Below are 26,127 nucleotides of genomic sequence, written 5' to 3'. Positions count from 1 at the left end.
GGTTCAGAAAGGCGCATCGCCCTGGATGGTGGTGCGGTACAACTTGCGGCGCAGGTGGCTTGGGCAACCGGCGGCCAGGTGGATCAGCGAGCGGTTGTCCCAGAACACCAGGTCGTGGGGCTGCCACTGGTGGCGGTAGATGTTTTCCGGCAGCACGCTGTGGGCATAGAGCTGGGCCAGCAAGTCACGGCTTTCGTCATCGGGCAGGCCGACGATACGGGTGGTGAAGCCTTCGCTGACGAACAACGCCTGGCGGCCGTTTTCAGGGTGGGTGCGCACGACGGGGTGCACCACTTCGGCGACCTGGGCGAGTTGTTCAGGGGTGAGGGTCGGGCGCCAGTTGCCTTCGAATTTGGTCTCGCTGTAGCGCGCCGTGTAGGAGTGCGCAGCACTGCGGCCTGCAACGGCTTTGCGCAGGTGCTCGGGCAGTTGCTCCCAGGCTTTGTGCATATCGGCGAACAGGGTGTCACCGCCTTCGGCAGGCAGTTCCTGAGCGTGCAGCATCGAGCCGAGGCTGGGCAGTTCCTTGTACGACAGGTCCGAGTGCCAGAACTTGCCCGCGTCCCCCAGGCCGATGGATTGGCCGTTCTCGATGATGTTGGAGACGATCAGGATTTCCGGGTGATTGGCCAGCAGGAATTGTTTGAGCACGTGGATCTGCAGCACACCGAAACGGCGGCTGAAAGCGATCTGTTGTTCGGGGGTGATGCGTTGGTCGCGGAACACCACGACGTGGTGGTCCAGATGTGCGCGGTGGATACGGGCAAAGTCCTGGTCATTGACCGGGCGGGATAAGTCCAGGCCGATGATCTCGGCGCCTACACTGCCGGGGAAGGGCCGGACATCGAAGGTTTGGGCAGTGGTGGGGGCAGCAGCGGTGGCGGACATTGGTTTCACTCCCGGCGGACAGGGGAGTGAATTTATAGGTATAAGAATGGAAGTTTAAATACTGTTAGGGCATATCGATATGGCGTTTGGTTTGAGGTGCTGGGGGATGCTGAGGGCCTCATCGGGGGCAAGCCCCCTCCCACATTTTGATTTGTGAACACATTCAAATGTGGGAGCTGGCTTGCCTGCGATGAGGTCGGTACAGGCGCTGAAGATCAACGCTCGTGCAACGCCTCGGCCCGCGCCTTGATGATCGGTTTGAGCAGGTAGCTGAGGATGCTTTTCTTGCCGGTGATGATGTCCACCGAGGCAACCATGCCCGGGATGATCAGCAACGGCTTCTCATCGGTGCCCAAGTGGCTGCGGTCGGTACGCAGGGTGATCATGTAGTAAGTGGTTTTCTTGTCTTCATCGGTGATGGTGTCGGCACCGATGCGTTCGAGCTTGGCCTTCAGCCCACCGTAGACGGTGTAGTCGTAGGCGGTGAATTTGACCACGGCTTCTTGCCCTGGGTGCAGGAAAGCGATGTCTTGCGGGCGGATCTTGGCTTCCACCAGCAGGGTGTCGTCCAGCGGCACGATTTCGACCATGTCGCTGCCCGGCTGGATCACGCCGCCGACCGTGTTGACCAACAATTGCTTGACGATCCCGCGCACCGGCGAGGTGACCAGGGTACGGCTGACCCGGTCGTCCAACGCGCGGCCCGTGGACTCGGCCTTGTTCAGTTCAGTGCGAGCCTCGTTGAGCTGGGTCAGGGCTTCACTGCGGAACTTGCCACGGGTTTCGTCGATCTTGCGCTGCACTTCCTTGATCGCCGATTCGGCGCGGGGGATTGCCAGGGTGGTGGCATCCAGTTGGCCGCGGGTTTCCATTTCGGCGCGCTTGAGGCGCAGCACTTCCACCGGCGATACCGCGCCTTGCGCCACCAGTGGCTCGGACATGTTGATTTCCTGGCGCTGCAGGGACAACTGGCTGCGGTACTGGCCCTGTTTGGAGGTGAACTCGCGCAGTTCCTGCTGGCGCTGTACCAGTTGCTCTTGCAGGCCGCCGACTTCGTCTTTCAGTTGCTGGCGTCGGCTCTCATACAATGAGCGCTCGTTGGCAGCCTGGCTCGGCGCGGCCTTGAGTACGTCGTCGGGGATGTTCAGTGGGCGATCATCCACCTGCGCACTCAGGCGCTCGACGCGCAGTTGCATGGCCAGGCGCAAGGCTTCGGTTTCTCCGGCGTTGGAAACGAACCGGGTGTCGTCGAGGCGAATCAACGGGGCACCGGCCTCTACGATCTGGCCTTCCTTGACGTACAGCTCGGCAACGATACCGCCTTCCAAGTTCTGGATTTTCTGCAATTTGGACGACGGAATCGCCTTGCCGTCGCCACGGGTCACTTCGTCGATCTGGGAGAAACCCGCCCAAACCACCAGGAACACGAAAAAACCGATGATCGCCCAGATGGTCAGGCGAATAACGCGCGGGGCATCTTCGATCAGCGCTTTGTTGACCTCGGGCAGGGGCTGGCCCTGCAGCGAGTCGGCGCCTTTGAAATAGCGGCCGACCGCACTCTTGATGGACTTAAGCAACACTGATCTGCCCCTTCTTCAACGCTTCCATGACCACGGCTTTCGGGCCGTCCGCGAGAATCTGCCCACGGTCGACCACCAGCAGGCGGTCCACCAGCGAGAGCAGTGAGGCTCGGTGCGTGACCAGCACCACGGTCTTGTTTTGCACCACGGCTTGCAGGCGTTGTTTCAAGCGTTCTTCACCGGTGTTGTCCATGGCGCTGGTGGGTTCGTCCAGCAGCAGGATGGGCGGGTTGAGCAACAACGCGCGGGCCAGGGCGACGTTCTGACGCTGGCCGCCGGAGAGGTTCTGACCACGCTCGCCCACTTGCAGCTCGTAGCCCTGAGGGTGCAGACGGGCGAATTCGTGTACACCGGCCAGCTCGGCGGCTTGCAGCACCATTTCGTCTTCGACGTAGCGCGCACCGCTGACCAGGTTGTCGCGCAGGGTACCAGCAAGCAACTGAATGTCCTGGGCGACGTAGCCGATGTTATGGCGCAACTCGCTGACGTCGATCTGGCGCACGTCCACGCCGTCCACCAGCAGTGCGCCGGAGTCAGGTTGATACAGGCCGACAATCAGTTTGGCCAGGGAGCTTTTGCCCGAGCCGCTACGACCGATGATGCCGATTTTTTCCCCTGGTTTTATCACCAGGTTGATGTTCTTCAGCGCCAGGTTCTGCTGGTTGGGGTAGGTGAAGTTCAGGCCCCGGCATTCGATGGCGCCTTGCAGGGTGCGGCGGCTCATGGGGCGCTCTTCGAAATTGCGCTCTTGAGGCAGCTCCATCATCTGGTCCACCGAGGTCATGGTGACCTTGGCCTGCTGGTAGCGCGTGAGCAGGCCCGACAGCGAAGCCAGCGGGCTCAAGGCGCGGCCACTGAGCATGTAGCAGGCAATCAGGCCGCCCATGCTCAGGTTGCCGTCGATGATCTGGTACACGCCGAACACGATCATGATCACACCGGCCAATTGCTGGATCAGCAGGGTCATGTTCATCGACAGGCCCGACAGCAACTTTACCCGCAGCTCAAGCCGGCTCAGGGTGCCGATGGTCTGTTCCCAGCCATACTGGCGCTCGCTCTCGGCATTGTTGACCTTGACCGCATCGAGCCCGGCGAGGGTTTCGATCAGGCTCGACTGGCGTTCAGCGGCCAGGGCCATGGTGCGTTCCATGGTGGCCACCAAGGGCTTTTGCAGGGCGTAGCCGATGCCCAGGGCAAGCGGAAACGCCAGCACCGGGATCCACACCAGGTGCCCGCCGAGGATGGCGATCACCATAAAGATCAGCAGCGTGAACGGCAGGTCGATCAGGCTGGTGAGGGTCAGCGACGCGAGAAAATCGCGCAGGCTTTGAAACTCATGGATGTTCTGGGCGAAGCTGCCGACCCGCGCCGGGCGGTACTTCATGGACATGCCGACGATGCGTTCGAACAGCGTGGCCGAGATGATCAGGTCGGTTTTTTTACCGGCCAGGTCCAGGCACAGGCTGCGCAGGCTTTTGAGGATCAGGTCGAACAGGTATGCACCACAGATGCCCACGGCCAACACCCACAGGGTGGCGGTGGCCTGGTTCGGTACGACGCGGTCGTACACGTTCATCACGAACAGCGGCGCGGCCATGGCGATGATGTTGATCAGGAAGCTGGCGGCGATGGCGTCGGTGTAGAGCCAGCGCGAACGCATGAGGGTGTCACGGAACCACGAACGCGCCCGTGGAATCAGGCTGCCGTGGTTGACGTCGAATTTGTGTTGCGGCTGGGCGAAGAAGACCTTGCCGATGTAGTCGTCGGCCAATGCCTCGCGCTTGATCAGCACTTCACCGCCGTCGCTTTCGCTGAGCAGCACCCGCGCCTCATCATCGCCCTGCCAACCCACCAGCACGGTACTGCGCCCGTCCTTGAGCAACAGCAGGGCCGGCAATGCAATCGTCGGGATCTGTTCCAGCTTGCGTTGCAACAGTCGGCCCTGCAGCCCGGCCCGCGCAGCAGCACGCGGCAGCAGTTCAGCACTCAAGCGTTGCGAGGGCAGCGGCAGGCCAGTGGTGAGCATGGCCGCGCTGGCAGGCTTCTGGTGCAGTGCGCAGAGCGCCAGCAACCCGTCGAGCAACGGGTCGTCGTGCAAAGCGCGTGGATCATGACTGAGATGAACTCGACCGATTTCAGATTCCACGCGGTGCACTCTCGACTAACAGATGGGGCTATTGGGGTGGCTCAATTCATCCCAGGCAGTTGGACTTTAGGTTTCACGTCGTTCTGCACGACGGAGGCCATCGGTGCGACCACTCCCTGGCTCTTGAGCAATTCGCCCATGGTCGCCTTGATTCGGTACTGAGTAAATAACTGAATGTTCTTGATTTCTTCCAGGCGGCGGGAAGCGGTGAACAATTCATTCTCGCTGTCGAGCAAATCCAACAGGGTACGTTGGCCAAGGCTGAACTGCTGCTGGTAGGACGTGCGTACGCGGGTGCTGTGATCCACATACTGCTGGGCGACCGGCAATTGCGCGTTGGCGTTACTCAAGGCGTTCCAGGCCAAGCCTAGCTCTTCGTTGAGTTGGCGCAAGGCGTTGTTGCGAATATCCAGAGCCTGGTTGGCCTGGTAGGACTTCGATTGCAGGTCAGCCTTGTTGCTGCCACCGGCAAACAGGTTGAAGCGCATGCGCACCATGGCTTCCCAGCCGTTGCTGTGGTTGGGATCACCGGAGACGTTGTTGTCGGCGTTGGTGCCAAGCTCGGCGTCAAAGCGCGGGTAGAAGGTGGACTTGGCGGCTTCGTACTGCTTCTCGGCGGCGGAGATATCCGACTCGGCCGAGCGCAGGACCGGGCTGTTGTCGAGCATCTGGCGACGGGCTTCATTCAGGTCTGCCGGCAGCATGGCCATGAACGGGGCCGGGCGCTCGAGTTGGTCCGGCATCTGGCCTACGGCGCTGAGGTAGTTGACCTGCGCGTCGGCCAGGTTGGTTTGCTCGGTGATCAAGTTGTTGCGGGCCTGGGCCAGACGCGCTTCGGCCTGGTCCTGGTCGGCACCGTTGCCGACGCCACGCTGGGTGCGCAACTTGATCTGATCGTAGATGCGCTCGTGGTTGCGCAGGTTGTCTTCGGCCAGGCGCACAAACTCACGACGGGTCAGCACTTCCAGGTAAACCTGAGCAACGGTCAGCGCTGTGCGCTCGGAAGTACCCAGCAAGGAGTAGGCACGGGAATTAACGTTGGCTTGTTGACGCCCGACTTCGCTGGAGGTAGCGAAACCGTCAAAAATCATTTGCTGCAGACGCAGGCTGGATTCACCGCGGTTGAGCGTGTCCCAGTGGTTGCCGCTGGGGTTGTTGGCGCGGGTGGTGGCGTTGTCAGTCCCTTGACGACCGTAACCGGCGTTCAGGTCGACACGCGGCAGGTAACCACCTTGGGCGGCGCGCAATTGGTAATCGGCGGCGATACGGCTGTTTACACCCGCCTGGATTTCCGGGTGTACATCCAATGCCTGCTGCATGGCTTGGGGCAGTGTCTGGGCTTGTACGAAACTGGCGGCGAGAACGAACGGTATTGCCTTGAACAGGTGCAGACGCATTAAAAAATTCCCCAGGACTTCTTGTCTCAAATCACAGCGATGAGTACCGCTGCGTCGGATAATGGCTACCGTAATGACCGTACGTCGGAAAGTTCAAAAAGCGGAACTGCTTCACACATGTAGGACGGTTCGCCGCATAAATATCAATGTGACATTACAGAGGCGATTGTTTAGGATGGCGACCATAAGGTCAATACTTTGGCACAAACTAGATCGCTAAAAAATCTAGCCAAATATTTGACGTCAATACATATATAGACTACGCCCTCCCAATTGGCAGCGCTAATAGCGCGCTGCGAAATGGAATTTGTCGAAACGGATCGCCGGAGAAAATTTTAATGAGCAGTGTTGTTGCCATCGTCAAAAGCATTGTTGGTCAAGTTTTCGTTATTTCTCCGGAAGGAACACGTCGCGTCCTTGTAGAAGGTGACCGCCTGTTTGCAGGCGACCAGATCGACACAGGCATGTCGGGCGCAGTCAGCCTGGAACTGGCCGACGGCCGCATCCTGGACCTGGGCCGGGACACCCAGTGGAGCGCCGATATGCCGGACTCCACTGCCGATCTGGCCGCGGCCAGCGAACAAGCCGCGCCATCGGTTGCCGAGCTGCAACAAGCCATCGCCGCCGGCGCCGACCCGACCACCGAACTGGAAGCCACCGCCGCAGGCGCCAACGCTGCCGGTAATGGTGCCGCCGGGGGTGGCCACAGCTTCGTGGTGCTGGACGCGACCGCCGGCCGTGTCGACCCGACCATCGGCTTCCCGACTGCACCTATCGGCCAAGGCACTTCGGCACTCAACGCCCTGAGCGGAGCGCCAGGCTCGGCGGACTCGGGCAACCAGGTGCTGCAGCCTTCGACCCTGACCCTGAGCGCGACGCCGACCATCACCGAAGCGGGCGGCGTGCTGACCTACACCGCCACCGTGACGCGGCCCTCCACCAGCGACCTGACCGTCACTTTGACCAATGGCGCGGTGATTACCATCCCGTCGGGCCAGTTGACCGGCACCGTCAATGTGCCTCTGGCCCCTAACGACAGCCCGTACATCGACCCGAGCCAGATCAGCGTCGGCGTTACCGGTACCACCGGCGGCGGCAACCTGGTATTGACCATCGACCCTAACCCGGCCGTAACGCAGATCACCGACACAATCGACACCACCACCGTCACGCTGACGGCGAGCAATACCGTGACCGAAGGCGGCCAGATCACCTACACCGCCACCCTGACCAACCCGGCGCAGACCCCGGTGAACGTTACCTTGAGCAATGGCTCGGTGATCACCATCAAGGCCGGCGAGTCGACAGGCACCGTTGTGGTCGATACTCCGGCTAACGACGTCTATAACAACGGTTCGACCGTCAGCACCACCATTACCGGTGCAACCGGCGGCAACTTCGAAAACCTGGTACCGAGCACTACGCCTGCGGTCACCACCATTACTGATTCGGTCGACACCACCACCGTTACCCTCACAGCCAACAACAACGTGACCGAAGGCGGCCAGATCACCTACACCGCCACCTTGACCAACCCGGCGCAGACCCCGGTGAATGTCACCTTGAGCAATGGCTCGGTGATCACCATCAAGGCTGGCGAGTCAACCGGCACCGTTGTGGTCGATACTCCGGCTAACGACGTCTATAACAACGGTTCGACCGTCAGCACCACCATTACCGGTGCAACCGGCGGCAACTTCGAAAACCTGGTACCGAGCACTACGCCTGCGGTCACCACCATTACCGATTCGGTCGACACCACCACCGTTACCCTCACAGCCAACAGCAACGTGACCGAAGGCGGCCAGATCACCTACACCGCCACCCTGACCAACCCGGCACAGACCCCGGTGAATGTCACCTTGAGCAATGGCTCGGTGATCACCATCAAGGCGGGTGAGTCGACCGGCACTGTCGTGGTCGATACTGCGGCCAACGACGTCTATAACAACGGTTCGACCGTCAGCACCACCATTACCGGTGCAACCGGCGGCAACTTCGAAAACCTGGTACCGAGCACTACGCCTGCGGTCACCACCATTACTGATTCGATCGATGCCACCACCGTCACCCTGACCGCAAGCTCGACCGTGACCGAAGGTGGCCAGATCACCTACACCGCCACCTTGACCAACCCGGCGCAAACCCCGGTAAACGTTACCTTGAGCAATGGCTCGGTAATCACCATCAAGGCTGGCGAGTCTGTCGGCAGCGTGGTCGTGGACACCGCGCCCAATGATGTCTACGTCAACGGCAGCACGGTCAGCACCACCATTACCGGCGCGACTGGCGGCAACTTTGAAAGCCTGGTACCGAGCACAACTGCGGCAGTCACCACGATCACCGATTCGATCGACACAACTACCGTTACGCTGACTGCGCCGACCGAAGCGAATGAGGGCGGGCAGATTACGTACACCGCTACGCTTTCCAACAAGGCGGGCACTGACGTTACGTTGAAGTTGGATAACGGCTCGTCGATCACCATCAAGGCTGGGGACACTGTCGGCACTGTGACCGTCCCGGCGCCGACTGATGACGTGTTCATCGACAAGAGCACGCAGACCGTTCAAATCACCGAGACCACGGGTGGCAACTTCGAGAAATTGGAAGTTGCGGGTAACGGCGCCACTACCACAATCAACGACACCATCGACAAGGTGGACGTAGTTCTGACCGCCACCACCACCGTCGGCGAAGGCGGCAACATCGTTTACACCGCCAGCCTTGTGGATAAAAACGGCGCGCCGGTGACTAACATCACTAATCCGTTGACTGTCACTCTGGATAACGGTCAGACCATCACCATTGGTGTGAATCAATCCAGCGGTACTGTTACTACCGTAGCGCCGGATGATGTCTACAAAGGCGATCAGACCGTTACCACCGCCATCAGCGGCGTTACGGGCGGCGAGCACTTTGAAAACCTGGTGCCGGGCACTACGGCGGTGAACACCACCGTTACCGATACCCCAGGTACCGATAACCCCACGACTGTTACATTGACTGCGCCGAGTGCCGTTAACGAAGGTGGCCAGATCACCTACACCGCTACCTTGAGCAACAAGGCCGGTACTGACGTCACGTTGAAGCTGGATAACGGTTCGTCGATCACCATCAAGGCTGGGGACACTGTCGGCACTGTGACTGTGCCGGCGCCTACCGATGACGTGTTCATCGATAAGAGTACCCAGACGGTCCAGATCACCGAAACCACGGGCGGCAACTTCGAGAAGTTGGAAGTTGCAGGCAATGGTGCGACCACCACGATCAACGACACCATCGACAAAGTTGATGTGGTCCTGACCGCTACCACCACCGTCGGTGAAGGCGGCAATATCGTTTACACCGCCAGCCTTGTGGATAAAAACGGCGCGCCGGTGACTAACATCACCAATCCGTTGACTGTCACCCTGGATAACGGTCAGACCATCACCATTGGTGTGAATCAGTCGAGCGGCACCGTTACCACCGTAGCGCCGGATGATGTGTACAAAGGCGATCAAACCGTCACTACTGCTATCAGCGGCGTGACCGGCGGCGAGCACTTTGAAAATCTGATTCCAGGTACCGATAAAGTCACCACGACTGTCACTGACACTCCGGGCACCGATAACACCACCACTGTCACGCTGACTGCACCAAGTGTCGTTAATGAAGGTGGCCAGATCACCTACACCGCGACCTTGAGCAATAAGGCCGGTACCGACGTCACGCTGAAGTTGGATAACGGCTCGTCGATCACTATCAAGGCCGGCGATACCGTCGGCACTGTGACCGTCCCTGCGCCGACCGATGACGTGTTTATCGATAAGAGCACCCAGACGGTCAAGATCACCGACGCTTCTGGCGGCAACTTCGAGAAGTTGGAAGTCGCAGGCAACGGCGCAACCACCACCATCAACGACACCATCGATAAGGTCGATGTTGTACTGACCGCCACGACTACCGTGGGCGAAGGCGGCAATATCGTCTACACCGCCAGCCTGGTGGATAAAAACGGCGCCCCGGTGACCAACATCACCAACCCGCTGACCGTCACTTTGGACAATGGCGAAACCATCACCATCGGTGTGAATCAGTCGGGCGGTAGTGTTTCGGTTATTGCTCCTGATGACGTGTACAAGGGCGATCAAACCGTCACCACCGCCATCAAAGGCGTGACTGGCGGCGAGCACTTTGAAAATCTGGTGCCGGGTACTACGGCGGTGAACACCACCGTGACGGACACACCGGGTACCGACAACACGACTACTGTCACCCTGACAGCGCCTAGTGCCGTTAACGAAGGTGGCCAAATCACCTATACCGCAACCTTGAGCAACAAGGCCGGTACCGACGTCACGTTGAAACTCGACAACGGCTCGTCGATCACCATCAAAGCGGGCGACACCGTCGGCACCGTGACTGTGCCTGCGCCTACCGATGACGTGTTCATCGACAAGAGCACGCAGACCGTTCAAATCACCGAGACCACGGGTGGCAACTTCGAAAAACTGGAAGTTGCGGGCAACGGCGCCACCACTACGATCAACGACACCATCGACAAAGTCGATGTGGTTCTGACGGCCACCACCACCGTGGGCGAAGGCGGCAACATCGTCTACACCGCCAGCCTTGTGGATAAGAACGGCGCGCCGGTGACTAACATCACCAATCCGCTGACTGTCACCCTGGATAACGGCAAAACCATCACCATCGGTGTAAACCAATCGAGCGGTAGCGTTTCGGTTATTGCTCCTGATGATGTGTACAAAGGCGATCAGACCGTCACCACCGCTATCAAGGGTGTGACAGGTGGCGAGCATTTCGAGAACCTGGTCCCGGGCACTACGGCGGTAAATACCACTGTCACCGATACTCCGGGTACCGATAACACCACGACTGTCACGCTGACTGCCCCAAGTGCCGTTAACGAAGGTGGCCAGATCACCTACACCGCGACCTTGAGTAATAAGGCCGGTACCGACGTCACACTGAAGCTGGATAACGGCTCGTCGATCATCATCAAGGCCGGCGAAACCGTCGGCACCGTGACTGTGCCTGCTCCTACCGATGACGTGTTCATCGACAAGAGCACGCAGACCGTTCAAATCACCGAGACCACGGGTGGCAACTTCGAGAAGTTGGAAGTTGCGGGCAACGGCGCCACCACTACGATCAACGACACCATCGACAAAGTCGATGTGGTTCTGACGGCCACCACCACCGTCGGCGAAGGCGGCAACATCGTCTACACCGCCAGCCTTGTGGATAAGAACGGCGCGCCGGTGACTAACATCACCAGTCCGCTCACCGTTACCCTCGATAACGGCAAGACCATCACCATCGGTGTAAACCAATCGAGCGGTAGCGTTTCGGTTATTGCTCCTGATGATGTGTACAAAGGCGATCAGACCGTCACCACCGCTATCAAGGGTGTGACAGGTGGCGAGCATTTCGAGAACCTGGTCCCGGGCACTACGGCGGTAAATACCACTGTCACCGATACTCCAGGTACCGATAACACCACGACTGTCACGCTGACTGCCCCAAGTGCCGTTAACGAAGGTGGCCAGATCACCTACACCGCGACCTTGAGTAATAAGGCCGGTACCGACGTCACACTGAAGCTGGATAACGGCTCGTCGATCATCATCAAGGCCGGCGAAACCGTCGGCACCGTGACTGTGCCTGCTCCTACCGATGACGTGTTCATCGACAAGAGCACGCAGACCGTTCAAATCACCGAGACCACGGGTGGCAACTTCGAGAAGTTGGAAGTTGCGGGCAACGGCGCCACCACTACGATCAACGACACCATCGACAAAGTCGATGTGGTTCTGACGGCCACCACCACCGTCGGCGAAGGCGGCAACATCGTCTACACCGCCAGCCTTGTGGATAAGAACGGCGCGCCGGTGACTAACATCACCAGTCCGCTCACCGTTACCCTCGATAACGGCAAGACCATCACCATCGGTGTGAATCAGTCGAGCGGCTCCATCACCACCACCGCGCCTAACGATGTCTACAAAGGCGACCAGACCGTCACAACCGCGATCAAAGGCGTGGCCGGCGGCGAGCATTTCGAAAACCTGGTCCCTGGCACTACCGCAGTAAATACCACCGTCACCGACACGCCGGGCACCACCGACCTGACCACCGTCACCCTGACCGCCCCGACGGCTGTCAACGAAGGCGGCCAGATCACTTACACCGCTACCTTGAACAACAAGGCCGGCAGCGACATGGTGGTCCAGCTCGATAACGGTTCGAGCATCACCATCAAGCAAGGCGCGACCGTGGGCACGGTGACCGTCCCTGCGCCGACTGATGATGTGTTCATCGACAAGAGCACCCAGACCGTCAACATCACCGGCACTACCGGCGGCAATTTCGAGGGTGTGAGCATCACACCGGGCGGCGCCACGACTACCATCAACGACACCATCGACGACGTGACTGTGGTGCTCAAAGCCACTGGTTCTGTCAGCGAAGGCGGGCAGATCGTGTACACCGCGTCCCTGGTCGACAAGAACGGCGTGGCGGTGAACAACGTTGGCTCAGACCTGGTCGTCAAGCTGAATAACGGCTCGACCATTACCATCGGTAATGGCAAGTCCACCAGCTTCACCACCGCCACCGCACCTAACGATGCGTATGTTGGCGCCAATGACGTCACCACCAAAATCACGGGTGTGGTCAGCGGTGGCGACAAGTACGAACACTTGATCGTCGACGGCAGCACCGTGGTCACCAAAGTGACCGATGTGGTCAGCAACACCACCATCAGCATTACCGGCGATGCGTCGGTGACTGAAGGCGGTACGGCGCACTACACGCTGTCCCTGAGCAACCCGCCGCAAACCGACGTGACCGTGACGCTCAAGTACAGCGGCACCGCTACCGACGGTTCAGACTTCAATGGCGTGTACACCGTGAAGATCCCGGCCGGTGCCACCAGCGTACCGTTTGATATCCGCACGCTCGACGACAAGATCACCGAGCCGACGGAAAATATCGTCATCACCATCGACAAGACCACTGGCGGCAACTTCGAAAACCTGGTGGTCGGCAATGGCAGTGTTACCACCAACATCATCGACAATGATGCGCCGCCGGTCATCGACCTGGATGCCAACAACTCCAGCGGCGCCAGCGGTGCGGACTTCAAGACCACCTTCACCGAAGGCGGCACCGGTGTGTCAATTGCTGACACTGACATCAAGATCACCGACCCGGACAGCACCCAACTGACCGGCGCCACCGTGGTATTGACCAACAGCCAGCCAGGCGACTCGCTGAACTTCAGCGGCGTGACAGGCATCAACGTGACCCCGACCACCGACCCTGTGACCGGTAAAATCACCTTGACCCTGACCGGCACGGCGTCGCTGGCCGACTACATGCAGCAGATCAAGAACATCACGTTCACCAACAACAGCCACGACCCAAGCACCACGCCACGCACCATTACCGTGAGCGTGACCGATGGCGGCAACTACTCCAACGTTGCCACCACCACCGTCAACGTGGTGGCGGTCAATGATGCGCCGGTGGCGACTGGCGGTGCCGTAACAGGCACTGAAGACACCGCGCTGGCCCTGACCTGGGCCAACTTCGGCGTGACCGATGTGGACTCGCCGCAAGCCAGCCTGGGGGTGAAAATCACCGAGCTGCCAGTCGCCGGCAAATTGCAGTTCCTGGCAGCGGATGGCAGCACCTGGACCAACGTGGCCAACGGCCAGACCTTCACCAAGGCCCAGATTGACGGTGGCCAGTTGCGCTTTATGCCTAACGCCAACGAATCCGGCGCCGATGGTTACGGCGGCACCGGTGTGGGCAACAAGCAAGCGGACTACGCCCAATTCAAGTTCCAGCCAACCGATGGCAAGGACCTGGGCACCAGCGCCACGGTGAAAGTCGATATCACGCCGGTAGCCGACGCGCCGACCCTGAGCGTGGCAGACAACAACGTTGCCTCCACCGGCCTGGTCAAACAGGGCTGGAACAGCATTGCCGGCCTCGGCAACAACGGCAACGGCGCTGCACCGGACGTGCTGAAAAAAGCCATCGATAACGCGGGCACGCCGAACAACACCTCGGTGGTGACCAACGTCGAATCTGTCGACAACGTCACCGCCGGCTCTGGTTCCAAGATTTCCGGCCTGATCTACATGGAAGCGGGCAAGAGCTACACCTTCAGCGGCATCGCCGATGACAGCGTGGTGGTCAACGTTGGCGGTAAAGACGTGGCCAGCGGCTTGTGGGGCACCAACAGCGGCAAGTTCAGCGGCTCGTTCACGCCAACCACCACCGGTTACTACAGCCTTGAGATCTACCAGGCCAACCAAGCGGGGCCTGGCAGCTTTGACGTTAACGTGTCGATCAACGGCGGGGCGGTGCAGAACCTGAGCACCAGCACCGTGCCGTTGTACACCGGCCTTACCGACCTGACCAACGCCGGCGTCACCGTGTCCGACCTGCATGGCAGCAACGGTGACGGCTACTACGTGGGCTACAAGCTCAACGAAGGCCAGGAAAACGGCACGGTCAAACTGTCCAAAGTCACCACCGCACTGACCGATACCGACGGCTCGGAAACCTTGAGCGTGAAGGTCAGTGGCATTCCGGCAGGTTCGGTACTCACCGACGCGTCGGGCCACACCTTTACCGCAAGTAAGACCGTGGGTGAAGTCAACGTCACCGGCTGGGACCTGAACACGCTGAGCATCAAGCCGCCGACCTACTACAGCGGCCAGTTCAACCTGACGGTCACCTCGACCTCCACCGAAAGCATTGGTGGTTCGGCAACTACCACCGCGCAATTGCCAGTCACGGTGCACCCGGCAACCTACAACCCGGTAACCGGCACTTCGGGCAGCGACACCATCAATGGCAGCGATGGCAACGACATCGTCGTGGCCGACGTCGCCGGCCTGAACGTGGTGCAGGGCAAGAACTACAACATCGCGTTCATGATCGATACGTCGGGCAGTATGGGCGCGAGCTCGATAGCAGCGGCGAAAGCCTCGCTGACCACCACGTTCAACTCGCTGAAAAGCAGTATCGGCTCCAGTACCTCTGGCACCGTGAACATCTTCCTGGCGGACTTCAGTGACCAGGTCAATCGCACGGTGACAGTCAACCTGAAAGACCCAGGTGCGTTGGATTCGCTGCAGAAAGTCCTGGATTCCATGGTATCTACCGGCGGGACCAACTACGAAGACGTGTTCAAGGCCGCTTCCAACTTCTTCAAAAGTGCCCAGGCGACTGGCAACACAGACGCAATCAACACAACGTACTTCATCACCGATGGTCAGCCGACGTTTTACCAGGCGGCCGAGCAGACTAACCCGTACTTGTACGGTAACGTCAGGCTCGATGATGTCGTCACCATGAACAACTACACCATAGGTACAGCCACCCGGATCAACATCGACTCGAGTCACTTAATTGATATCGACTCTGGCGGTAAGGTGACCCTGTGGACCAACAACTGGTGGGGCTGGACGCAGTCCAACCCGGGAACAATCCATGCCCAAGGGGATGGCACCTATGAAATATCGGTACAAGGCGGCCTCGGGTACGATACCGACTACTCCACCACCCTCAACTCCAACAGCGCGTTCGCACTGCTCAAAGGCCTGTCCACAGGTGGCGTAGAAGCCATCGGCCTCAACAGCGGGGTCAGCTTGAACCAACTGGCTCCGTACGACAGCGATGGCAAGCCGCAAGCCAACATCGATCCGAAGGACCTGGCCAACGCGATCCTCGGCCACACCGAGGCGACGTTGCCTGGCGCAGACACTGTCATCGGGGGCGATGGCAACGACATCCTCTTCGGCGACCTGGTGAGCTTCAGCGGGATCAACGGTGAGGGCTACAACGCACTGCAGGCATTTGTGGCGCAGAAGACCGGCGTGACCGTCTCTTCGGTAACCGCCTCTAACGTTCACCAGTACGTTACCGAGCATTACGTGGACTTCGACGTCTCCGGCGCCAAGGACGCCAACGACACGCTGCTGGGCGGCGCTGGCGATGACATCCTGTTCGGCCAGGGCGGCAATGACCTGCTGGACGGCGGCAAAGGCAATGACATCCTGTTGGGCGGCACCGGCAACGACACGCTGATCGGCGGCCAGGGCAACGACATCTTGATTGGTGGTTCAGGTGCCGACACCTTTGTGTGGAAGGCGGGTGACATCGGCAACGATGTGATCAAGGACTTCAAGGCCTCGGAAGGCGACCGCATTGATCTGCGTGATTTGTTGAAAGGTGAGACTGACAGCACCATCGACAACTACCTGAAGATCACCACGGTAGATGGCGTATCGACCCTGCAAGTCAGCAGCGAAGGCAAGCTCAACGCTGCCGGTGGCCTGGCCAATGCCGATGTGACCATCAAGCTGGAAGGCAATGATTGGTCCCATGTCAGCATCAACTCGCTGATCACTGGCGCCGACCCTACCATCAAGATCGACCATAGCTAAGCTGCAATGGATCGGCCGCCTTCCCAGGCGGCCGATTTTTTTGCCTTATGGGCCGCTGGCCCTGGCGGACGGTGCGTCGCATACTCACGCCCATACACGCAGCGTTGACCTATGCTGTTGAACGCATGTGGCTCATATTCGAGGGGTTCTTATGTTTTACGTGCAACGTGATGCACTGGGCGCGCTGATTCGCGTAGAGGCGGCCGCCTTTACCGAGTCCACCGAAACCCTGCCGGCCGATCACCATGAGATCCAGGCCTGGTACGCCAACGAAGTGGTGGAAACCAGCCTGGCCCAACTCAAGCAGAGCGACCTGGAGATGATCCGGGTGCTGGATGACTTGATCCAGGTGCTGACCCGCAAAGGCGTCATCAGCGTGACCGACCTGCCGCCGGCAGCCCAGGCCAAGTTGATGGACCGTAACCACGCGCGGGAAGCCTTGGGTGGGTTGAGCCAGTTGATTGATGATGACGAGAAAGGGCTGATCTGAGCCCTGACGCCGAACCTTTATTCAAATGTGGGAGGGGGCAAGCTCCTCCCACATTTGAATGTCCTGATGTCAGTGTGATTTCCAGGGCGCAGGCTCGCCAAACAGCTGGCCCTGCACACCAAAAATCCCCATCTCGCGAATGACCTTCAGCTCGCCCTCGGTCTCCACACGTTCGGCAATCAACGGCAGATCGATGCTGTGGGCTGCGCGCTGGATGGCTTCGATAAACAGACGCTTGTCACTTTCCTGGTCGATGTCGCGAATGTAGCTGCCATCGATCTTCAGGTAGGCCAGGCCCAGGCGTGCCAGGTTGCCGATCATGCTGAACCGCCCACCAAAACGCTGCAGGCTGAGGGAAAAACCCAGCTCGCGCAGGCGGTGGGTCATCTGTTCCAGCACCGGCTGCTCGGGGAGTTGCTCTTCACCAATCTCCAGGGTGAGGCGTGAGCCCAGGTTGCTGTGCTGGCGCAGCAGGTCATAAATCCGATTCAGGGCCTGGGTATCCTGGAACGTTGCGGCCGAGAGGTTCAGCGCCAGGTTATGGTTGTGGCTGGCCATCTGCTTGAGGACTTGTTCCAGCATCAAACGGTCCAGGCGGGCCGACCAGCCGAAGCGCTCGAGCCACGGCAGAAAGCGCCCGGCCGGTATCGTGTGGCCTTCCTCGTCCTGCAGGCGCGACAGTACTTTGTAATGCAAGACCAATTGTGGGTCCTGGCTGGCGACGACCGGCTGGAAGTACAGCTGGAAGCGCTGCTGGGTCAGGGCCCGGTCCAACAACGTGTGCCAGGCATGGTGATCGTCACCGACGCTGGCGGCGGCGCTGCTGTCCAGGCACACCCAACTTGTGTCGCCCTGCGCTTCGGCCTGGGCCAGCGCCTGATCGGCGAGGGTCAGCAGTGCTTGGGGTGCATCGCCATGGCTGAACGGCGCCAGGCCGATATAGGCCACCGGCATCACATCGCTGGCGCCGGTCGCCTGCAAGCTGAGCAAGGTGCTCTCCAGGTTCTGCGCCAATTGCAGCGCTTCTTCACGCATCAATCCCGGTGCCAGCACAGCGAACTCGCCGCCGCGGATACGGGTAACGAGGTTATGGGTTTCCGGGTACGGCTCGCACTGACGCAGCAGTTGTTGGCCGACCGCTTGCAGCAATTGGTCGGTGCGCTGGCCGCCCAGGCGTTGGTTGAGGCCGGCAAGGTCCTTGACCCGCAGCAGCAGCAAGTAACCGGAGTTGGTGTCTTCCGGGTTACTGACACGGGCGTTGAGCTGCATTTCGAAATAACGCCGGTTAGCGAGGCCGGTGAGGTTGTCCTGATAGGACTCGGTGCGCAGTTTTTCGCTGCGTTCGGCCTGTTCCTGGAACAACGCCTTGAGCTTTTCCACCATCTGGTTCATGGCTTGCACCACTCGCCGCAGTTCCGGCGTGCGAGGCAGGTCGGGCAGACTGAGGAATTCTCGGCGGGCAATCGCGTGGGACTGTTTGACCATGTAGTCCAACGGCTTCAATTGCCGGCGCAGCAACAGCCCACCGAGCACCACACTGACCGCACCGCACAGCAGTAGCCAGCCCAGGCTGCCCAAGGCGCTTTGCCAGAGCTTGGCCAGGGCGAACATTGGATGGCTGACCACTTCGACTCGCGCCGCCTGCTCCCAGCCACGGCTAACCAGCGCATCACCACCTGCCGGCTCCAGGCCGATCAACTTTACGAACCAGTTGGGCACGCCGTTGTTATCAGGAATGCCGCTGCGCTCGACGATGGTTTTATCCGTCGCCAAGTCCACCACACGGATGCTGGCGTAGTAGCCGCTGTCGAAGATCGAGCTGACCAGCAGCTCCACCATGGCCGGGTCGTCGATATTGGGGGTCAACGACAGCGCCAATGCCGTCGCGGCATCCTGGGCATGGGAACGCAGCTGGTTGACGTATTGGGTGCGCGAGCTTTCCAGGCTGACCATGAAACTGCCGCTGAAGGCGACCACCAGGAACAGACAGATTGCGATCAATAGTTGTTTGAACAGAGACATCCGATCAGTTACTCCTAGTTGGCAGGCTCGGCTGGGAAGCCTTCCGCACGCATTTTTCTCAACACATCCTGCCAGCGCGACAAGCGTTTGGTATCACCGACTTTCTTGTTGCCCTTGGCGCCGGGCAAGTACAAGCCCTCGGCGTTGAATGAATACACCGGGACCAAATCGGTGCGGCGGGTAGCCGGCAGGATTTCGTCCATCAGGCTGTCGAGCACCAGCGGGATTGCGTCAGGCGTCGAATAATAGGTCAGAACCATGTGCGCGCGATTCTGCCGTAAAGCCTTGACGTAGGTAATGCGTAATTTGTCGCTGGACACACCCAGATGACGCAAACTGAAATACTTTGCGATCGCGTAGTCTTCACAGTCACCGGCCCCCTTCCAAAGGGCCTCGACGGGCGTCTCCCAATAATCGACAGCGTGCCAGAGGTCGATGTCTTCCACGTAGGTCATTTGCTTGTTGAAGAACAAATTCACGACCTTGAGCTGCTCCGGCTCGCTGACCTGTTTTTGGCTCGCCAATAGCCGCTGCCAGGCGTCGATACGCTGCTGCCCTTCGCCGAGCGGCCCGTACACGGCGGTAGCCTTGCGGCTGATCTGAGAGAAATCCCAATCGGCACGCAGCCCGCCAAGCATCAAGCCGGCCAACAGAATTGCTGATAACAGCCAGCAAAGAACTCGATAGGGAATAAAACTTACCGCCAAGGCGCTCTGTCCATGAAAGAGACGGAATTTCGAGGAATGGTGAAGCCTGGCCCTACAAAAAACAATGGCACAGTGCAATCATTCATAGGAGGACCGAGTTTATAACCGCCCCTTGTGGGAGACACAAAGTATGCTGTGTAAGCCCTTACAAACGGAAACTTTGGCTGTTTGACAAGCGCTTGGGCCGTCTTTAGTGTGCATTGGATCCAATTGACCACACTGTTATTCAAGAAAGGAGGATAGCGTAACCGTGACGCAGAAGCCGAACCCTTTAAGCAGCATCAAAATAAGCGGGCCTATTCCCGCCCATCTTGCTCGCGCCGTCATTGAAGAAACGTTGCGCAACGCCATCCTCGATGGGCGATTACCCTGTGGCACCGCGATGCGCCAGCAGGAACTGGCGAGTCTGTTCGGCGTCAGCCGTATGCCCGTGCGCGAAGCCTTGCGCCAACTGGAGGCGCAATCCCTGCTGCATGTGGTGACCCACAAGGGGGCCGTGGTGGCGCCGTTGATCGAGGACAATTCGGCTGAGACCTATGCACTGCGCATGTTGCTCGAATCTGAAGCCCTGCGCTTGTCGATCCCGTTGCTCAGTGACGCCGATCTTGCCGAGGCTGAGGCCTGTATCAATGCGCTGGAATGTGAGAAAGACTACAGAGAGATTGGCCGCCTCAATCGCCTGTTTCACATGGTCTTGTACGGCAAGGCACCCAATCAGCGACTGCTCGATCTGGTGGAGCACGGGCTGAATGAAGAGGAACGCTTTCTGCGCTTCAATCTTGAAGCGATGGGATTGGGCGAAACGTCTCAGGAGGATCACCGTGAACTGTTGAGCCTGGTGGCGCAGAAGAAGATCGACGAGAGCATTCTGACGCTGCGTAATCACTTGATGCGGGGTATGGAAGTGATCGCTAACTACCTCAAGGGTCTCGAAAGCGCCGACAAAAAATTCGCGCAATAGGGCCTTCGTTATTCGCTGACCATTACACTATGCGGGGTAACTTTCCATCAGGAAAGTTACCATAATGACAGGCAGTAAAATTTACAAAACTACTAACACCGAAGAACTCTCCCACACTTCAACAACCCGTTACTCCTGCAACAGCTTGCGGACAAAACATCTAATACTTTTATAATCCTCCCCTAACGTTTAATCAGCTTATTATCTTCGCCCGACCAACCGCACCCCTTCATCCGCTGGGCACAACTCTATCAAGGTTGCGCTACCTGCGCGGCCTTGACTAAACGTTACATCTCCAACACAACTAAAAAAACTCCAACACTGCTTTTAGAGCACTCGCAACAACTTATAGGCGTCAACCATGCATCAACATTTTATCGAACAAAGAAAACAAAAACTTTTCGGCCATCCGTTATTTATAGAAATAACCTCACTCGCCAAGTTACGACACTTTATGGAGCACCATGTGTTCGCCGTTTGGGACTTCATGACTCTGACCAAGCGCCTGCAACAAGACCTGACGTGCACTCAGATCCCTTGGCTCCCTCCCGCAGACCCCCACGCTGCCCGCTTGATCAATGAAATTGTGCTGGGCGAGGAATCGGATGAGCATCCAACAGGCGGCCATTGCAGTCATTTCGAGCTTTACCTGGACGCCATGACAGAGGTAGGCGCCAACACCGCCGCCATCACACGGCTCATTGATCTGCAGCATCAGGGCGTGGAAGTCAGCGCGGCTTTGCAGATGATCGATGCGCCCCGTAGCGTGGTGTCATTTGTCGACAGCACATTGCAAATCGCGCTCAGTGCGCCCACCCACTGTGTGGCGGCGGCCTTCCTGCATGGACGCGAGAGTGTCATTCCCTCGATGTTTGAAGGCTTGATGCACAGCAACGCGTTCATTGAGCGTGAAACACCTACCTTCTTCCACTACCTCAACCGCCATATCGAAGTGGACAGCCACGACCATGGGCCAGCGGCAGAACAGTTGCTCCAGCGCTTGATCGGCACAGATCCGCTTCGCCAGAAACAAGCCGATAGCACCGCCCTTGGCGCCGTGGAGCGCCGTATTATGTTCTGGGACAGTGTACTGGCCTCGCTGCAAGAGGTTCGCCCATGAACGCCGTCAATTACCAATCCTTTGCCGATGATTGGGAGCGTCGCGCTACCATCCGCACACGCCCCCGACGCGTACTGGAAAACGACGGCAAACTCATCTTTCCCCTGTGCCGGCAACCGCTGGTACTGAGTGCAACTTTCCTTGAACACTGCCCGCAGTGGCGCGACTTTGTGCTGACGCAGAGCTTCTATAAATTCGTCAATGATGTGGTGATCTTCGAAACCGAAATCGTCGACAAGACCGCTCGCAGCATCGCGAAAAACCGCTTCTCCCTGCCCTTCCCACTCGCTTGCCGCTACGACGCGATGACGGTCGTTGTGGACGAGGATTACCACGCGTTGGTCGCGCTGGATTTTCTTCAGCAAGCCGTGGAAATGACCGGGATCGAACCGCTCAATCTACCCGGGCAAATTGAATTGAGCTGCGCGCTACCGACAGCGCAGGCAAAGGTGCCGGCGCACTTGCACGATGCCGTTGAACTAATCGCCGTGGCTATTGCTGAAAACACCGTTACCCATGATGTGGCAGCTTTCTCAAAAGACGCCAGCGTCAAATCGTCTGTGCGCGGCCTGATGGCCGATCACCTGTTCGATGAGGGCCGTCATGCGCGGTTCTGGGCTCAGTTGGTGAGTATTTACTGGCAGTCGGCAACCCCGCAAGATCGCGACAGCATCGCTCAAGCGCTGCCTGTTTTCCTGGCGCGCTACCTGACCAACGATCTACAACAAGACTTCGACCTGCAACTGATCGAACACCTGGACATCAGTGCCGATACTCGTCTTGCGCTACGTCATGAAATCCATGCGCTGGATTTTCCCATCACCCACCAACATCCACTGGTGGCCAATATCATGGGGTTGCTGCGCCAAAGCGGTGTACTGCAAACGCCCAGCGTCGCCCAGGCACTGAGCGCCTACCTGCCGGTACCAGGGAGGTTGGCATGCGGCGTTTAAAGATCGCGTGGAGTGCCTCCAGCAAAGCCCTGGACGAGCTCAAGCAAGTGCTGGAGCAATACGGGCATATCGCAGGAGCAGGGTCCGTCGACCTGATAATTGAAGATGGGGGGCAGCCACTGCCGCCATTGCCAACCGACGTGCCATGGATAAGCCTGCGCGTGGGTATCGGCCCGTTATCCGAGCACGGGCTGCCCTCGCTGCAGTTGCGCTGCTATGACCGCGAGCGCCGCCTGTTGGCTGTGCAGGGCGTCGCCGAGGAACCCAGCGGCAACGGCCAGCGATTACACCAGCAGGCAACGAACGCATTGGTGGAGTGGGCAGCTTGGTTGGTCTGTGGTTTTTCAAGGGATCCAGGTTATTTCTCTATAGCCGCTACCGCTAACGACTGGCCCGAACAGGGCCTGCAAGGGCTGGAAGCAGTGGCATTCATGCACCGGTTCAACCGCACGACAGACCCGGCTTTACTGCGGGCAGCCCAGATGCCCATGATTGAAGCGCTGCAGGCCAGTCTTGAGACCTTCGCGAATCGAACAGCGTTGAATATCGCGGGGGACATGCTGACTTATCAGCAACTTCATCGCCATGCCATAGCGATCCAGCAACGCCTGCTTCCTTTGCTCGAAGGTGTGCAGGCACCACCGGTGATCGGTGTGTGCCTGGAAAAATCCACCGAGCTGTATGCAAGTATTCTTGCGGTATTGGGTTGCGGCTGTGTGTATTTGCCGTTGGCTCCGGATCATCCGGTGCAACGTCAGCACAGCATGTTGGAAAGCCTCCAGGCCTGTGTGCTGCTGGATAACGGTCAGCATCCTTTGCGAGATGGCTTCGCGTCCCTTGATGTCAGCAAAATCGCTGTGCACGACGTCGACGCGACACAACCGCTGATGCACCATCACCCCCTTGCCGACGAGCCTTGCATGGCCTTGTTCACGTCGGGGACCACCGGCCAGCCCAAGTGTGTACTCCTGAGCCACTACAATCTGGCGCATTTCAGCGCGTGGCTCACAACCTGTGTGGGGTTGGATCAACACAGTCGCGTCCTGCAGTTTTCGCCACTGGGCTTCGACTCGTCATTGATCGATATTTTCTCGGCCTTGATCGCCGGCGCTGAATTGATTGTCCCCAGCGCAGATCAACGTCACGACCCTCACCAACTGGTAGAGCTGATTCGCCAGCAACGCATCAGTCATGGATTTCTGCCACCGGCGCTGCTCAGCATTCTGCCGCTGGATAAGCCACTGGGCCTTACTCACTTGCTTACCGGCGGCGATTTCTGCGAGCCCTATGTGATCGAACAACTGGCGGGGCAATGTCAGTTGCATAACCTTTATGGGCCCACCGAGACCACGGTGTTGGCAACACACCGGGTATTCCAACAAGGTGATAGCCATCGCAACATCGGCTACCCCATCGCCAACAGTCAGGTGTTAATCCTCGATGAAAACCTGCAACCGGTGGATGAACAGGTCACGGGCGATTTGTACATTGCCGGTCCAGGCGTCAGCCTCGGCTATTGGAATGCACCGCCGCAACCCGACAGTCCATTCGTTACGCTGAGGCTGCCGAATGGACAGGTTCTCAAGGCTTACCGCAGCGGCGATTTGGCGAAATGGACGCAAGATGGCATCGAGCTCGGCGGGCGTCGGGATGATCAAGTCAAGATCCGTGGTTTTAGAGTCGAGCCTCAGGAGATTGAGCAATGCCTGCGCAACAGTCGATTGTTTCGCCAAGTGGCAGTGGTGATCGATCCGACGCACAGAGTCATAGGTTTTGCCGCCCAGCCCGAACCCGGCGCTACGCTGCAGAGCCTGAAGGAACATGCCCGGCAGTGGTTGCCTGTACATATGCAGCCGGTCGCCTGGAGCGAGTTGGCCTGTCTGCCCGGTACGAGTAACGGCAAGGTCGATCGGAAGGCATTATTGGCCCTGCCAATATCCACGCTCGCCGGGGCGACTTGCAGCCCTGTACAAACACCTCTGCAGGCACAGTTGGTGGACTTATGGGCAGAGTTGTTGGCCTTATCCGCAGGCGAACTTTCGATCGATGACAGTTTCTTCAACCTCGGCGGCCACTCCATCCTGTTGTCGAGCCTATTGTTGCGCCTGCGTGAGCAGTTTGGCCGTAGCTTCTGCCTGAGCCCCTTTTTCGAGACACCGACCATCCGCACGTTGGCCGCACTGATGGACGGCGGGGCGCTGCCTGATACCCCTACCCACCGGATGGAAAAAGATGCAGCAAGAATGCTGGGGATCGAGGTGCTGCCTGATACCCACATGGGTGACCCACGCAAAGCGATCGTCACCGGGGCGAACAGTTTTGTCGGGGTACATATCGTCCAAGCGCTACTGGCCGGCGGGGCGCTGGAAGTAGCATGTCTGGTGCGGGAACTGCCCGGGCATTCAGCGGCGGGGCGATTCACCCAGGCACTGCGGGAATACCGCCTGGAACATTTGGACCTGAGCCGAGTGCGGGTGTATGCCGCTGACATGCGCGAACCCCGCCTGGGCTTGGCCGGCAATGTGTATGACTATCTTGCCCGTCATTATGGTGTGCTGGTGCATAACGCCGCACAGGTCAATCATGTACTGGACTATGCGTCACTCGCCAGGGACAACGTCGAGCCGGTGTTTGAGTGCCTGCGCCTCTGCGAAACCCACTGTAAGAAGGTACTTAATTTCATCTCGACGCTGTCGGCCTGCAGCAGCGTGGACGCCGATGGGCACGTCCTTGAATCGCCCGCCGGGCGCGCGCAGCCACTGTATGTGAAAAATGGCTACAACCTCTCGAAATGGGTAGCTGAGCGATTGTTGGGAAGGGCCGTCGAACAAGGGGCCTGGGTCAATATTCATCGGCCGGGAAATATTAGTTTCAACAGCCAGAACGGCGTCTGCCAACCGCAGAAGAACCGCCTGATGCTGATGCTCAAGGGGTCTATGCAATTGGGGCTGGTCCCCCGGTTGGAGGTGAACTTCGATCTGATGCCGGTGGATTTCCTGGCCGGCTTCATAGCCTTCCACAGCGCCCAATTTGCCTTTGGGCGAAACGTATTCAACCTGCACAACCCACAGCCCTTGAGCTGGGATAAGTACCTCGACGCATTCAGCCAGGTCGGGCACGCCTTCGACCGGGTAAGCGTTGAAGACTGGCAGCAGGCGCTGCGAACGGTTGGCCGTGATAACGCGTTGTTCGGTGTGCTGGGTTTCTACCTGGACGAACTGGACGAAGACATCGGCGATACGTCGATGATCCGTTACGACAATGCCCGATGGGGTCTGGAAAGAATGGGTATGGACTATCCGTCAAAGAGCCCGGCGCTGTTACGCAAAGGCTGTGATTACCTCAGGGCCATCAGCTTCCTCTGAACAGCTTCAGAAATTGCCGACGA

At 58.9% G+C, this 26,127-nt stretch carries 12 protein-coding genes; 6 read left to right on the top strand and 6 right to left on the bottom strand.

The features are described 5' to 3' along the window. Window positions 1-3 precede the first annotated feature (3 nt). The 4 genes from LJX92_RS00665 to LJX92_RS00650 all read right to left on the bottom strand — a co-directional run bounded on the left by LJX92_RS00665 (window position 4) and on the right by LJX92_RS00650 (window position 6,011). Window positions 4-888 (bottom strand): TauD/TfdA dioxygenase family protein, encoded by an 885-nt coding sequence (locus tag LJX92_RS00665; RefSeq protein WP_223018065.1) that lies wholly within the window; start codon window positions 886-888, stop codon window positions 4-6. Window positions 889-1,103: 215 nt separating this feature from the next. After that, entirely contained in the window at window positions 1,104-2,468 is a 1,365-nt protein-coding gene (locus LJX92_RS00660) for an HlyD family type I secretion periplasmic adaptor subunit (protein WP_228309179.1), read from the bottom strand. Next, a complete protein-coding gene (locus LJX92_RS00655) occupies window positions 2,458-4,614 on the bottom strand; it encodes a type I secretion system permease/ATPase (RefSeq protein WP_005783538.1) in 2,157 nt (718 codons plus the stop codon). Before LJX92_RS00655 ends, LJX92_RS00660 begins: the two co-directional genes overlap by 11 nt. A 41-nt stretch (window positions 4,615-4,655) precedes the next feature. Next, entirely contained in the window at window positions 4,656-6,011 is a 1,356-nt protein-coding gene (locus LJX92_RS00650) for a TolC family outer membrane protein (RefSeq protein WP_228309178.1), read from the bottom strand. 338 nt (window positions 6,012-6,349) lie between these two features. Between LJX92_RS00650 and LJX92_RS26975 the strand changes: the two genes are divergently transcribed. Both LJX92_RS26975 and LJX92_RS00635 read left to right on the top strand, forming a co-directional pair. Continuing rightward, window positions 6,350-16,486 carry a retention module-containing protein gene (locus LJX92_RS26975; RefSeq protein WP_266105153.1) on the top strand — a complete coding sequence of 3,379 codons (10,137 nt, stop codon included), beginning with the start codon at window positions 6,350-6,352 and terminating at the stop codon, window positions 16,484-16,486. A 151-nt stretch (window positions 16,487-16,637) separates the two neighbouring features. Continuing rightward, the gene (locus LJX92_RS00635; protein WP_005783528.1) at window positions 16,638-16,976 is read left to right on the top strand and encodes a hypothetical protein; all 339 of its coding nucleotides are present in this window, start codon (window positions 16,638-16,640) and stop codon (window positions 16,974-16,976) included. A gap of 69 nt (window positions 16,977-17,045) precedes the next feature. On the opposite strand, the gene lapD is transcribed toward LJX92_RS00635, so the two are convergent. Next, on the bottom strand, window positions 17,046-18,998 hold the full coding sequence (gene lapD / locus LJX92_RS00630; RefSeq protein WP_032878521.1) for a cyclic di-GMP receptor LapD: 1,953 nt from the start codon (window positions 18,996-18,998) through the stop codon (window positions 17,046-17,048). Window positions 18,999-19,012: 14 nt separating this feature from the next. Beyond that, entirely contained in the window at window positions 19,013-19,636 is a 624-nt protein-coding gene (gene lapG, locus LJX92_RS00625; protein WP_371920302.1) for a cysteine protease LapG, read from the bottom strand. A 319-nt stretch (window positions 19,637-19,955) separates the two neighbouring features. Between lapG and LJX92_RS00620 the strand changes: the two genes are divergently transcribed. The 4 genes from LJX92_RS00620 (at window position 19,956) to LJX92_RS00605 (ending at window position 26,104) form a co-directional block, all read left to right on the top strand. Next, a complete protein-coding gene (locus LJX92_RS00620; RefSeq protein WP_032878524.1) occupies window positions 19,956-20,666 on the top strand; it encodes a GntR family transcriptional regulator in 711 nt (236 codons plus the stop codon). A gap of 361 nt (window positions 20,667-21,027) precedes the next feature. Continuing rightward, a complete protein-coding gene (locus tag LJX92_RS00615) occupies window positions 21,028-21,786 on the top strand; it encodes a DUF3050 domain-containing protein (protein WP_228309177.1) in 759 nt (252 codons plus the stop codon). Then, complete coding sequence (locus tag LJX92_RS00610) at window positions 21,783-22,739, top strand: diiron oxygenase (protein WP_228309176.1); 957 nt, start codon at window positions 21,783-21,785, stop codon at window positions 22,737-22,739. Before LJX92_RS00615 ends, LJX92_RS00610 begins: the two co-directional genes overlap by 4 nt. Next, complete coding sequence (locus tag LJX92_RS00605; RefSeq protein ID WP_228309175.1) at window positions 22,727-26,104, top strand: amino acid adenylation domain-containing protein; 3,378 nt, start codon at window positions 22,727-22,729, stop codon at window positions 26,102-26,104. The genes LJX92_RS00610 and LJX92_RS00605 overlap by 13 nt, the downstream gene beginning before the upstream one ends. Window positions 26,105-26,127 lie beyond the last annotated feature (23 nt).

The organism is Pseudomonas sp. HN8-3 (assembly GCF_020790195.1).
Taxonomy (GTDB): Bacteria; Pseudomonadota; Gammaproteobacteria; order Pseudomonadales; family Pseudomonadaceae; genus Aquipseudomonas; species Aquipseudomonas synxantha_A.
This window is presented reverse-complemented; position numbering and strand designations above follow the sequence as displayed.

Excerpts from the sequence above, each read along its gene's own strand:
- LJX92_RS00650 (WP_228309178.1), bottom strand. The coding sequence starts at position 6,011 with ATGCGTCTGCACCTGTTCAAGGCAATACCGTTCGTTCTCGCCGCCAGT.
- lapD (WP_032878521.1), bottom strand. The coding sequence starts at position 18,998 with ATGTCTCTGTTCAAACAACTATTGATCGCAATCTGTCTGTTCCTGGTG.
- LJX92_RS26975 (WP_266105153.1), top strand. The coding sequence starts at position 6,350 with ATGAGCAGTGTTGTTGCCATCGTCAAAAGCATTGTTGGTCAAGTTTTC.
- LJX92_RS00635 (WP_005783528.1), top strand. The coding sequence starts at position 16,638 with ATGTTTTACGTGCAACGTGATGCACTGGGCGCGCTGATTCGCGTAGAG.
- LJX92_RS00605 (WP_228309175.1), top strand. The coding sequence starts at position 22,727 with ATGCGGCGTTTAAAGATCGCGTGGAGTGCCTCCAGCAAAGCCCTGGAC.
- LJX92_RS00610 (WP_228309176.1), top strand. The coding sequence starts at position 21,783 with ATGAACGCCGTCAATTACCAATCCTTTGCCGATGATTGGGAGCGTCGC.
- LJX92_RS00665 (WP_223018065.1), bottom strand. The coding sequence starts at position 888 with ATGTCCGCCACCGCTGCTGCCCCCACCACTGCCCAAACCTTCGATGTC.
- LJX92_RS00615 (WP_228309177.1), top strand. The coding sequence starts at position 21,028 with ATGCATCAACATTTTATCGAACAAAGAAAACAAAAACTTTTCGGCCAT.
- lapG (WP_371920302.1), bottom strand. The coding sequence starts at position 19,636 with ATGCTTGGCGGGCTGCGTGCCGATTGGGATTTCTCTCAGATCAGCCGC.